Annotated in this window: 10 protein-coding genes; 8 read left to right on the top strand and 2 right to left on the bottom strand. The window is 34.6% G+C overall.

The features are described from left to right. The first annotated feature begins 120 nt into the window (after nt 1-120). Entirely contained in the window at nt 121-939 is an 819-nt protein-coding gene (locus ACWNMZ_RS00835; RefSeq protein WP_109767897.1) for an ABC transporter ATP-binding protein, read from the top strand. A gap of 243 nt (nt 940-1,182) precedes the next feature. Beyond that, entirely contained in the window at nt 1,183-2,094 is a 912-nt protein-coding gene (murB, locus tag ACWNMZ_RS00830) for a UDP-N-acetylmuramate dehydrogenase (RefSeq protein WP_031536235.1), read from the top strand. A gap of 428 nt (nt 2,095-2,522) precedes the next feature. Here the strand turns inward: murB and ACWNMZ_RS00825 are convergent, their stop codons facing one another. Continuing rightward, complete coding sequence (locus ACWNMZ_RS00825; protein WP_065429047.1) at nt 2,523-2,921, bottom strand: VanZ family protein; 399 nt, start codon at nt 2,919-2,921, stop codon at nt 2,523-2,525. Nucleotides 2,922-3,293: 372 nt separating this feature from the next. Here ACWNMZ_RS00825 and ACWNMZ_RS00820 point away from each other — a divergent pair, with 372 nt between their 5' ends. After that, nucleotides 3,294-4,226: an aldo/keto reductase gene (locus ACWNMZ_RS00820; RefSeq protein ID WP_396953869.1), complete on the top strand. Its 933-nt coding sequence runs from the start codon at nt 3,294-3,296 to the stop codon at nt 4,224-4,226. 502 nt (nt 4,227-4,728) lie between these two features. After that, entirely contained in the window at nt 4,729-6,405 is a 1,677-nt protein-coding gene (gene ilvD / locus ACWNMZ_RS00815; protein ID WP_031536239.1) for a dihydroxy-acid dehydratase, read from the top strand. A 98-nt stretch (nt 6,406-6,503) separates the two neighbouring features. Here ilvD and ACWNMZ_RS00810 read toward each other — a convergent pair whose 3' ends face one another. Next, nucleotides 6,504-7,535, bottom strand: coding sequence for an AI-2E family transporter (locus tag ACWNMZ_RS00810; RefSeq protein WP_031536240.1), 1,032 nt, complete (start codon nt 7,533-7,535; stop codon nt 6,504-6,506). Nucleotides 7,536-7,762: 227 nt separating this feature from the next. Here ACWNMZ_RS00810 and ACWNMZ_RS00805 point away from each other — a divergent pair, with 227 nt between their 5' ends. The 4 genes from ACWNMZ_RS00805 (at nt 7,763) to ACWNMZ_RS00790 (ending at nt 12,613) form a co-directional block, all read left to right on the top strand. Beyond that, nucleotides 7,763-8,155, top strand: coding sequence for a MerR family transcriptional regulator (locus ACWNMZ_RS00805; RefSeq protein WP_231512521.1), 393 nt, complete (start codon nt 7,763-7,765; stop codon nt 8,153-8,155). 140 nt (nt 8,156-8,295) lie between these two features. After that, on the top strand, nt 8,296-9,600 hold the full coding sequence (locus ACWNMZ_RS00800; RefSeq protein WP_048716901.1) for a hemolysin family protein: 1,305 nt from the start codon (nt 8,296-8,298) through the stop codon (nt 9,598-9,600). A gap of 105 nt (nt 9,601-9,705) precedes the next feature. After that, complete coding sequence (locus ACWNMZ_RS00795) at nt 9,706-10,080, top strand: mannitol dehydrogenase family protein (RefSeq protein WP_449598257.1); 375 nt, start codon at nt 9,706-9,708, stop codon at nt 10,078-10,080. A gap of 433 nt (nt 10,081-10,513) precedes the next feature. Beyond that, on the top strand, nt 10,514-12,613 hold the full coding sequence (locus ACWNMZ_RS00790; protein ID WP_251627857.1) for a transglycosylase domain-containing protein: 2,100 nt from the start codon (nt 10,514-10,516) through the stop codon (nt 12,611-12,613). The last annotated feature ends 535 nt before the right edge of the window (nt 12,614-13,148 follow it).

Raw genomic sequence — 13,148 nt, 5'->3', positions numbered from 1 at the left:
GAAATGAATAAATGAGAAAATAAGAAAAGTGTAAATAGAGGATTATTTTAACAGCTGTTTAATTCTACAGAAAAAATATAATAGATAAATTTATGAGAGAAATAAAGGAGGGGAGAATAAGTGGATATACTATCAACAGACAAACTTAAAATTGGATACGAAGACAAAATTATCGTCCATGATTTAAATTTACGTGTCCAAGAGGGAAAAATCACTACTATTATTGGACCAAATGGTTGCGGAAAATCAACGATATTAAAAACACTTGCGCGGATCCATAAGGCAAAAGCAGGATATGTTTATCTTGATGGAGAAATGATTCACAAAATACCAACAAAAAAAATTGCGCAAAGAATGGCAGTTCTTCCTCAATCTCCAGAAGCTCCTAATGGATTAACGATATTTGATTTAGTATCCTATGGGCGATCACCTCATCAAAGAGGCTTTGGACGCTTAGGGGAGAAAGACAAAGAAGTAATAAATTGGGCGTTGGATGTCACTGGGTTAACGGAATTGAAAAACCAGGAAGTCGATACGTTATCAGGTGGACAGCGACAAAGAGCATGGATTGCCATGGCGATTGCACAGGAAACAAATCTTCTTCTCCTAGATGAACCAACAACCTATTTGGATATGGCTCATCAATTGGAAGTTTTGAAATTATTAAAGAAATTAAATGAAGAAGAAAATCGAACGATTGTGATGGTTATTCATGACCTTAATCACGCAGCAAGATTTTCGGATCATATGGTTGCAATGAGAAATGGTCAATTAATGAAAGAAGGAACGGCAGAAGAAGTAATGACAGAAGAGGTATTAAGAGAAGTTTTTCAAATAGATGCTGTCGTAGTAAAAGATCCGAGAACCAATAAACCAGCATGCCTTTCCTATGATTTATTGCATCAAAAGGAAAAAGAATTAGTAATGGCGGCTAAGTAATCAATAAAAAGAGATTGCTTAGCTTTTTTTGTATTTTTCAACCTGTTAAATGCTGTTTTACCATCCAGCATGAATAAGCAAACTGGTCTTCCCCCTTTTATTAGCATGAAGAGAAGGGGAGTTTCATATAATGGGATTGAGTATGATTTCACATAAATTTGCTTAATAGCGTCGTACCATTTTATAATTTTGGTATACTATTAGAATAGTGTAGTCAGAAATACGTACAGAAGGTTGAGATTAATGGATAAAAACATATTAATTAAAAAATTTCTAGAAATATTGCCTAATGAAAGTGTAATGATTGATGAGGCGTTAAATAAATATACGTATACGAAAATTGGTGGGAAGGCTGATTTCTTGCTTTTTCCTCTTACGTACGAGCAATTACAGTCTGGGTATAAATTGGCATTAAGCGAAAATATGCCAATCACTATTTTAGGAAATGGTTCAAATGTGCTAATTAGAGATGGCGGAATTCGTGGAGTTGTATTTAATTTAACAAAGCTTGATGCTATTTCCCTTGATGGTAATAAAGTGATTGCTCAAAGTGGTGCTCCAATTATTGAGACATCTAGATTTGCCCTAGAGCATTCTTTAACAGGACTCGAGTTTGCTTGTGGCATTCCAGGTTCTGTAGGAGGAGCGTTGTATATGAACGCTGGTGCTTATGGGGGGGAAGTTTCTGACGTATTGGAAGCCGCAAAAGTTTTAACTAGAACTGGGGATATTCGCACAGTAACAAAAGCAGAATTAGAGCTTGGCTACCGTACAAGTAGTATTGGAAAAAATGGCTGGGTAGCATTAGAGGGAACTTTTTCCCTTGGAAAAGGAACATATGCAGATATCAAAGCAAAAATGGATGAACTTACTTTCTTAAGAGAGTCAAAACAACCATTAGAATATCCTTCATGTGGAAGTGTGTTTAAAAGACCGCCTAACCACTTTGCGGGAAAGCTTATTCAAGACAGCGGACTTCAAGGAACGAAAATTGGCGGTGCGCAAGTATCTACAAAACATGCTGGTTTTATTGTAAACGTAGAAGATGCAACAGCAAATGACTATCTATCTTTAATAAAGCATGTGCAAAAGACGGTAAAAGAAAATTTTAACGTAGACCTTGAAACAGAAGTAAGAATCATCGGGGAAGAATAGAAAATCTACCCGTAAAAAAGGTTATTGTTATAGGATGAGGCTGGGACAAAAGTATTTCAACTAATAATAAACACGAACTTTTGTATAGTTAGTATACATAAAAGTTCGTGTTTTTCAATTTGAAAAAAAGTTTAAAAACGAAGTGGAATGGAGCGGAGGACGCTTGACTCCTGCGGGAAATAGAGACGCTTAAGGCCCCGCAGCGCATGCGAGAAGGCTCAGCTTCCTCCCCCGGCGCATCGTGCGTCTGTAGCGCAATGGAACTACTTAGTTTTTACACTTAACTATATTTAAAAACATAGATAACCATCATGAGAAAGTAGCTTTATTTAAGAGCTAAATTAGATATTGTTCGTCTTTAAAGATTGGTTATTTAGTTTTGTCCAGCCTCTTTCTATATAAAGCTAGCATCTTAAAAAGATTAATGTTTAGCACTTATGTAATAATCGTCGCGCGAATAGCCCCATAAATAAAAAGAGAAAATAGCCAACCATTGCTCCAAAGATATTTAGAATGAAATCATCTATATCTGCAGCTCTATCTACAGTAAAGAAAAATTGAATAGTCTCAATAGAAAGGGAGCAGAGAATAGCAAGTCCTAGTATAACGAATGCTCTAAATCGCTTTTTATACAAAAAAGGAAGTAGAAGACCAAATGGGATAAATAAAAGGATGTTTCCGAGCGTATATAGCATCCAAAAAAAAGGCGGTTTATATTTGTATTGATATAGAATTTGAACATAAGGAATTAGATTCATTTTTCCGTCATTTAGACTAGGTGGAGTAAAGTGAAAAGGCTCCAATGTTACATAGATAACTGTCAGCATATATACGAAAAATAGATTAATTGGAAATTCTTTTGAAAGTAGTACCGCTTTTCGCTGATTGTTTTGTTGGATTCGAAAATATATCCATAAGGGAACGATAAGAATAAGTAGAAAAGGAAAATTTAATAGCAGTGAAACTCCCCTCATCGACCAAAGTGTAAGGAATAGAAGGAGAATAAGGAGAAAAAAGATTCCGTTTTTTAATACATGCACAGATAATCGAAGTCCTTTCTTTATTTGTTCTTCTAAAAAGTATATGATACTTGTTCAAAAATAGAATATAAAGCGAATTACTTTACTCTTATTACAGAAATACGCATACTAGGAGTGAATAGATAGTTGTCTATATACTAATGAAGGAGATGAATCTTTTTGAGTAGTAAAGTTCAAATAGGTCAAACGGCTATGCATGTTACGAAGCTGGGATATGGTGCGAACTCTGTCGGTGGTCATAATTTATTTCCGAATTTAAATGATAAAACAGGAAAAAATGTAGTAAGAAATGCATTAGATGCTGGAATTGATTTTCTTGATACTGCTTATGTATACGGATTAGGAAGATCAGAGGAATTAATTGGAGAGGTGCTAAAGGAAAGAGGTAACCGCCAAGATATCGTCATTGCAAGCAAGGCTGCTCATAAATTAGTGGATGGCAAAATACAACTTGATAATAGTAGAGAGTTTTTACGGAAATCTGTAGAAGACAGTCTAAAGCGACTGCAAACAGATTATATTGATTTATTCTATGTTCATTTTCCAGATGATGTCACTCCAATGGCTGAAGTTGCAGGGACGTTACAAGAGTTAAAGGATGAAGGGAAGATCCTTGCAGTTGGAGCTTCTAATTTGGATGCTGAACAACTAAAGGCATTTAATCAGGATGGCTATTTAGAAGTATTCCAAGCAGAATATTCATTATTTAAAAGACAAGCAGAGGAAATGTACTTACCGTATTGTGTTGAACATAACATTAGCTTTGTTCCATATTTTCCTTTAGCTTCTGGTCTATTGACTGGAAAGTATTCAAAGGATTCCACAATTAGTGATGGCAGACAAAATAATCCTCTATTTCAAGGAGAGGCATTTATTCAAAATGTTGAAAAAGTCGACAAATTAAAGCAAATGGCTGAAGAAAAAGGCTTTGATGCAACACATTTTGCATTAGCATGGCTATTAGAACAGCCTGCAGTTGATGTGATTATTCCAGGAGCGAAATCAACTAGTCAGCTTAAGAATAATCTGAGAACCTTAGAAGTGGCGTTAACAGAAGAAGAAGTGAAACAAATTAGTGAAATATTTGCTTAGGAGAACGGATAGGATAGACGGAGATTAACTGTCCATTAATATCCGAAATGGTTCTACTAATTCTCAGTGGGAGCAAGGAAACACACTAAAGTGATGATTCACTTTATTAAATAGAGAATAATGAAATCAATAAAAAGCAATGAAGGGATAATAGGAACTTCATTGCTTTTGTTTATCTATAGAGCTTTATTTACAGCCGTATTTAATGAAATTACTAACAGAAAAATTATTTTTATATAATATTAAGTTGGCTGAGAATGGATTAAGAAGGACAGGAGAATTAGAATACATAAGGTTATTATGTGAGAACTTCTAACATTGTCCGTTAGAAAAAACCTAATTTAACAATGTTTTTGTTTTTTGGTAAAAAGGATTGTCGATATCGATTTCTATTTATAATCTCAAGAAGAAATTATACCAATTTTGCTTTTATAGTGTTACAATAAGTAAAAGTTTAAATATACAGATTTTTCGCTTTAATCGGATAATTGGAGGGGTAGAAGTGACACAATTGAGAAGTAATATGATAAAGAAGGGATTCGATCGTGCGCCACATCGAAGCTTACTGCGAGCTGCTGGGGTAAAAGAGGAGGATTTTGATAAACCATTTATTGCTGTAGTCAATTCATATATTGATATTGTTCCAGGACATGTTCATTTACAGGAATTTGGAAAGATTGTAAAGGATGCAATAAGAGAAGCAGGCGGCGTTCCATTTGAAATGAATACAATTGGTGTGGATGATGGAATTGCGATGGGGCATATTGGAATGCGCTATTCTTTGCCAAGCCGTGAAATTATTGCAGATTCCATTGAAACGGTAGTTGCTGCACATTGGTTTGATGGAATGGTTTGTATCCCAAACTGTGACAAAATTACACCAGGAATGATGATGGCCTCCCTACGATTAAATATTCCTACTATCTTTGTAAGTGGTGGACCAATGAAGGCTGGTGTTACTAGTGATGGGAGGAAGATTTCTTTATCATCTGTGTTTGAGGGAGTAGGGGCTTTCCAGTCAGGCAAAATTGATGAAGGTGGTCTAAGAGAATTAGAGCAATTTGGTTGTCCGACCTGTGGTTCTTGTTCCGGAATGTTCACAGCAAATTCAATGAACTGTCTTGCTGAAGCATTAGGTCTTGCTTTGCCTGGAAATGGGACAATTCTTGCTGTCGCACCTGAGAGAAAAGAATTTGTAAAGAAATCTGCTAAACAGCTGATGCATTTAATAGATGAGGATATTAAACCAAGAGATATTGTGACAGAAAAGGCAATTGATAATGCCTTTGCATTGGACATGGCATTAGGAGGATCAACGAATACTGTTCTTCATACATTGGCTTTAGCACATGAAGCGGGCGTAGAATATCCACTTGAAAGAATCAATCAAGTTGCATCAAGAGTACCTCATTTATCGAAGCTTGCTCCTTCTTCTGATGTACATATTGAAGATTTACATGAAGCTGGAGGAGTTTCAGCGGCTCTTTATGAACTATCCAAAAAGGAAGGGGCTCTTCATCTGGATACATTAACTGTTACTGGGAAAACACTTGGAGAGAATATTGCTGGATGTAAAGTGAAGGATTATCAAGTGATTCGTCCAATCGATGATCCTCATACCTCAACAGGAGGATTAGCAGTCTTGTTTGGTAATCTTGCTCCTCAAGGTGCTATCATTAAAACAGGTGGTGTTCAAAACGGAATTCAACGTCATGAAGGGCCAGCTATTGTGTTTGACTCACAGGATGATGTATTAGAGGGATTAGTGAAAGGCAAAGTGAAGGAAGGGCATGTTGTTATCATTCGCTATGAAGGACCAAAAGGAGGACCGGGTATGCCGGAAATGCTAGCACCTACTTCACAAATTGTTGGAATGGGTCTTGGTCCCAAAGTTGCGCTTGTAACAGATGGGCGTTTTTCAGGTGCTTCTCGCGGTATATCTATCGGCCATGCTTCACCAGAGGCGGCAGAAGGAGGACCGTTGGCATTTGTTAAAGATGGCGATCATATTGTGATTGACATTGAAAATCGTACAATGGATGTTGTAGTACCTGAGGAAGAATGGCAACAAAGGAAAGCAGAATGGAAAGGGTTTGAATCAAAAGTAAAAAGTGGCTATTTAGCACGATATTCTAAGCTTGTGACATCTGCGAATACAGGAGCAGTATTGAAGTATTAATTCGGTAATGTTTATTTAATGAAAAAGCAGGTTAGATACACGGTACAAAGTGTATTCAACCTGCTTTTCTATTTATGTGTATAAAAAGGTAGACGGGTTTATTCCTTTATCATGTCTTTTTCTCTATTGGGATCCATACTTTGTACCTGTAAGATATCTAAAAGGAAAACAAACACAGGTATTCCAATGATTAAGCCCCATACTCCAAAGAAATGTTCAGAGAAGATAAGCACAATAAAAGTAAAAAATACAGGTAAATTTGTTTTCGATGACATTAGCTTCGGATTAAGAATATAAGCTTCAATAGCATGGATAACACAAATAAAGATAATCAATATAATAATATAGGTGTATCCACCAATTGTGTACCCAATTGTCAGCAACGGTATGAGGGAAATAATAACCCCTGCAACTGGGATAAGCCCAAAGACAAATATCATCAGAGATAAGCCTAGTAATTGAGGAAAACCAAGGATCCATAATCCGATAGTCGTTAAGATACAATTTACTAAAGCTATGATAACTTGAGCTTCTAATACTTTTCCAAATGTTAACACAAATTTTTTGCCAAAGAATTCAATTTCATTATAAAAAGGTGCAATTTTACTTTTACGAAAGTTTTCTTTATATTTTATTAATCGCGGCTTCTCTAAAAGGAAGAAGAAGCTTAGAATCATAGCGAGTATGAATTGTATGCTTATGGAACTGATACTTGAGAAATATTTGACAACAATGCCAAGTCCTTGTTCCAAATAGCTGTTGATTTGTCTTTCTTGAATGATGGAAACAATATAATTTAAGACCTCATTATCATGTGGACGGGAATAAAAATCCATTACTTGTCTAACTAATGCCGTTATTTCTTCTACAAGCATTGGCAAATATTTAATAAAGCTATAGGAAAGAATTCCGATGGTTACCAGATAGAGGAGGCTAACTATAACGTTTCGTTTAACGTGAATTCGCTTGGAGATAATTTTTTCCATGCGATCCATTAAAAAAGAAAGGATAAAAGTAAATAGCATTAAATTAATCATGCTTCTAAGCGCATAGATGCCCAGAATGATTAATGCAAAAATAAAAAACCTTTTTACCCCTTTATTCATAAGAAAATTGATAATTGTTTCCACTCCATTTCCCCTTCTTAAATATATTTTTCTTTTCTATTTATCTTCTTATATTTTAACCTAAATTGTATTTTAATAATATAAAAAGCCTACATTTTGTGAAAATTTAGTCAGCGTAAGGAAAAGCTATTATATATAGGAAGTTTTTTGCTTGAATCTTTTCTCATTCCCCTTATATAATAAAAAAGTAAAACTAAAACGTTATGGTTAGGAGGAGAAGCGATGGGGATGTGAAATTAAGAATTGGTGATTTGGCAAAAGTTACTGGTGTAACGAAAAGAACCATAGATTATTATACAAACCTTGGCCTTCTTCAAGCAGAACGTTCTCAAACAAATTATCGTTATTATAGAGAAGAACAAATAGAACAAATTAAAGTTATTGAAGAATTTAAAAAGAGAAAGCTAACGCTAGAGGAAATTAAGGGGAAATTAAATAATCACAAAATGAATACTTTGGATGTAGAGGAACTGAAAGAAAATATGAGGGATTTGAATGAAAAGATTCATCAAATGCTTCTATCAGTAGATATTCAGGACCATCATAAAAAGAAAGAAGTAAGAAATACTATATCTCATGAAAGTATATCTTTAATACAAGCATTGTTGCTTTTGCTAAATTAAACTGTTTTTTTAAGGTTTGCATAAAAAATTTAACTAAAAGGAATGGGAATTATTATAAGCAACAGCGTCTCTCCTTTTATTGGAGAAATGCGGATGCGCTTTTATTATCAGGAGGTGTAAGCCCCTTTACGGGCTACTTATTGGAAATTTTTAATTTGATTTTATTTGTGATATTAATTGCTTTAACTGCTTTTTTCGTTGCAACCGAGTTTGCAATAGTAAAGGTCAGGAGTTCAAGAATCGATCAGTTAGTTGCTGAAGGAAAAAAAGGTGCATTAGCGGCAAAAAAGGTAACGACACATTTAGATGAATATCTTTCAGCTTGCCAATTAGGGATAACTGTTACAGCTTTAGGACTAGGTTGGATTGGAGAATCCACTTTCGCGGAAATTCTTGAGCCACTATTTATTAAGTTATCCATTGGGAATGCATTATCTCACGTGATTGCCTTTGTTATATCCTTTTTACTTGTAACCTTCTTGCATGTTGTTGTTGGAGAACTTGCTCCAAAGACGGTTGCTATTCAAAAGGCAGAACTTATAACATTAACCTTTGCAAATCCAATTATTTGGTTCTATCGAATATTATATCCTTTTATTTGGTTGTTGAATGGGTCTGCACGACTTTTGACAAGTATCTTTGGATTAAAACCAGCATCAGAACATGAACTTGCACACTCAGAAGAAGAGTTAAGAATTTTAATGTCAGAAAGCTATAAAAGCGGTGAAATCAATAAAAATGAACTAGCATATGTAAATAATATTTTTGAATTTGATGAACGAATTGCCAAAGAAATCATGGTGCCGAGAACCGAAATGGTTACGATTAGTGTAGATAATACCTTTGATGAAATAATGAATATATTGGAAGAGGAGAATTACACTCGTTATCCATTAGTAAATGGAGATAAGGATAATGTAATCGGATTAATTAATATTCGAGAATTTCTAACGGCAACTGTTCAAAACAAACAAGAGATTCGATTAGAGGACTATATGAAACCGATTATTCGTGTCATTGAAACCGTTCCTATAAGAGAATTATTAATTAAAATGCAGAAAGAACGTACACATATGGCGATTCTGCTTGATGAATATGGTGGTACTTCAGGTATTGTTACTGCAGAAGATATACTAGAGGAAATTGTAGGAGACATCAGAGATGAGTTTGATGAGGATGAAATTTCTGATATTCGCAGAATTAAAGACGATCATTATATACTTAATGGCAAAGTATTAATCAGCGAAGTAAACGATCTTTTAGGAACTCATTTATCTGAGGAGGAAGTGGATACGATTGGCGGATGGTTTTTGACTAAAAATTTTGAAGCGGTTGAAGGGGATATTTTGGAAGAAGAAGGATATATCTTTAAAATAAAAAATATTGAAGAACATCACATCCATTTTATTGAAGTGATGAAAGATACTAGTGCAGTGGAAGTTTGATTAAAAAAACGGATTTTATAGAAGGGGAAACCCTTCTTTTTTTGGTGTATAAATTGTTGGTTAAATAGAATCTTTTAAGAGAGTTAACGCGGAATGCTGATTTTATTGGATTTTATTAATTTAATTGTGTCAGCATTATGTCTGCCAAAAGTATATTTAGGCCGTTTTGCAAATGTTTATATCGTTGACGACGTAAAACGAGTTGGTCGATCACCATTAAGAAAATTAGGTGGCAATGATCGATTAGTCGCTCCTGCTTTAGCATATTATAGGGAGTTTAACGAAATTCCTTCTTACTTAGTTGAAGTGATGGCATCAGCACTTCGCTTTTATACACCGGAAGATCAAGAGTCTATTGAGTTAAAGAACTTAATAGATGAAAATGGAGTTCAAACAGCTTTCAGTAAAGTATCAGGTTTAAATGAAGACCATGCTTTAGTGAAAGAAGTAGTGCTTGCTTATAACAATATTAATGCATAAAAAAATCCAATGTAGCCTAAGGCGAATAGCCCTGGCTGCATTGGATTTTTTCTTTTAGCGTGTAGCAGTACTAGAGTTTACCTTGGACTGTTTCCGCTTGTCCCACATTTTTTTGGCGAAGGGATAAATGATAGGTCCCCACGTAATCAATCGTCTGAACATTTTTTTCATTATCTCTCACATCCTTTTTCTTCTATAATAGGTCTTTTCCCGAAACTGCGATAGAATAAACAACAGAGCTCGCTCCTTGATAAATTTGGTAATAATAGAGAGGGGAATACCTTCTTGTAATTTACAAAAAAAGAGAATATAGTTTTGATAGATAACTTGCAACAAAAGAATGGAAATTAACGTCTAATGTTTGATAGGAAAGAGAGAAAAGAAAATATATAGTATTTATTCTATTTAGTAAAAGTAAAGGATAGGTTATAGAATGGAAAGACTAAAACCGTATTGGGAAGGGTTTCGACGCTTTTGGAAGAAGAGACATCTTACCCAAATTATACTTTTGGGTGGGTTACTGTTTGTTTTGTTGGCAATATTATATTTTACGTATTTAGCGACACAGGCAAATGTTAGTACCTTGAAGGCTGGTTTAAGCCAGGCAACGATTATTTACGATAAAGATGGGGACGAAGCAACCCAAATAAGAACAGAAAGAACGGAAGGAATAGAATTGGAGGATGTACCTGAATATGTTCCGGCAGCTGTTGTTTCTATTGAAGATGAACGTTTTTATGAACATAATGGGTTTGATATAAAAGGAATTACTCGGGCCTTTTTTAAAAATATTTTTGCAGGAAGAATTACAGGTGGAGGCAGTACCATTACGCAACAATTAACAAAAAATGCCTTGTTAACTTCCGAACAGACGTATAAACGGAAAGCAGAGGAATTATTTTTAGCAGTAGAAATAGAGAAGCATTATAAAAAAGAAGAAATACTACAAATGTATTTAAACCATGTTTATTTTGGTAGTGGAGCATGGGGGATTAGCCAAGCTTCTTTAAAGTACTTTAATAAAGATATTAAAGAAGTATCAATAAGTGAAGCTGCTTTACTTGCAGGGATATTACAGGCTCCCTCTGCATTAGATCCCTATAATAATTATGATGGGGCAGTTTCCCGCCGTAATGTGGTTCTAAAGAAAATGCTAGATTTAAACGAAATAACAGAGAAAGAATATCAAAAGGCAGTAAAAGAAAAAATTGTTTTAGAAAATGGGGGAGGCTCCTTTATTGAAAGAGAATATCCTTACTTTGTAGATGCGGTTATCGATGAAGCAATCAATAAATATGGTCTTACTCAGGAAGAAATCTTGAAAAGAGGCTATAAAATTTATACAGAGATGGACCAAAATCTTCAATCAACATTAGAAAAGACCTTTGCTCGCGATTCTCTTTTCCCAAAAAGCGCTGATGGGACATTAGTGCAAGGTGGAGCAGTGCTGCTTGACCCAGAAACAGGTGGGGTAAGAGGATTAGTCGGAGGAAGAGGAGAGCAAGTTTTCAGAGGATTTAATCGAGCTACTCAAATTAAAGTACAACCAGGATCTACAATGAAGCCACTTGCGGTTTATACACCAGCTTTAGAAAAAGGATATAAGATAGATTCGATGCTTGAGGATAAACCTTTTAAGAAAGGGAAATATGAACCACAAAACTTTACAAAAACATTTAAGGGAGAAGTCCCAATGTATGAAGCTTTAGAAGAATCCTTAAATGTTCCAGCTGTCTGGCTATTAGACCAAATTGGATTAGAAACGGGACTTAAATCGCTTGATCGATTTGGAATTCCGTATGAAAAAGATGATGAGTATTTAGGGATTGCTTTAGGTGGAATGACTACAGGTGTTTCCCCTTTACAAATGGCCAGTGCTTATTCTACGTTCCCAAATGATGGTGTTCGAATGGAGAATCATTTGATTACAAAAATTATTGGACCAACAGGTAACGTTATTGCGGAATATGAACCTGAATCAACAAGAGTAACATCAAAATCAGTCACAGATGATATGACTTCGATGCTACTGGATGTTATAAAATCAGGAACAGGTCAAGGTGCAAAAGTGACTGGATTCCAAATTGCGGGAAAAACAGGATCTACTCAATTAGATAATGGTAATATTTCTGGTACAAAGGACCAATGGTTTGTGGGTTATACCCCAAATCTAGTTGGTGCCATGTGGCTCGGTTATGATAAAACAGATGATCAACATTATCTTCCAAGCAAAAGCTCGGGGGATGTAGTACCAATTTTTAAGACAATTATGGATCAGGCTGTACAATACGTAGAACCGGAAAATTTTAAAGTATTATCTGTTAGTGATAAACTAGCAAATAAGGATAATGGAAATGTAAATGAAAAAGTAGAAGAAACAAAAAAAGTAATTAAAGAAAAAGCAGAGGAATTAGAAACAACCATAAAAGAGAATTCTTCAAAATGGAGCCAAGTTGTAGATGAAATTAAAAAAGATGTGAAAAAAATAAATGACATGGTAAAAGGGAAATTACAAGAAATACTAGAAAATTAGTATTTGAACAAGGCAGAAATTTATACGGATACAAGAGCAGTTGCTACTGGTGGCGGTATATATTTCTGCCTTTTTTTATCTATCTAAAGGGTTTTTTTGAAAAGCATAACTAAATATGGATAATCTATAAAATAGGAAAGATAATCTAGTTTAATGAAGTATAGTCTGTGATAAATATAACAGAATAAACTAAATGAATAAAAGGGAATGAAGAGGAATAAATATTGGAAAAACCAACCAGAATATTCTATAATGTTTGTAAGCGTTTAAATGTCTTGTGAGAGAGGGGAACATAGAAATGCTATAGGTTGAAAAAGTATTTGTGACAAGAGTGTGGACATGGATTTTAATAATAGCATCTGATATAATAAAAAGGTTGATAAAATCTTGAATACACGGAAAACATAAGAATAGAAAATGTGAAAATTGGTAAAATTATACTTACGTTTTTTGTCACAAATAATAGGTTCGAGATATGATATCATCATACAGGTAGTAATAATCATTATTTTACCTATGTAATATGAATGTTCTA

Source organism: Niallia sp. Marseille-Q9988, assembly GCF_976954375.1.
Note: the sequence above shows the minus strand (reverse complement) of the source record. Positions and strands in the feature narration are given on the sequence as shown.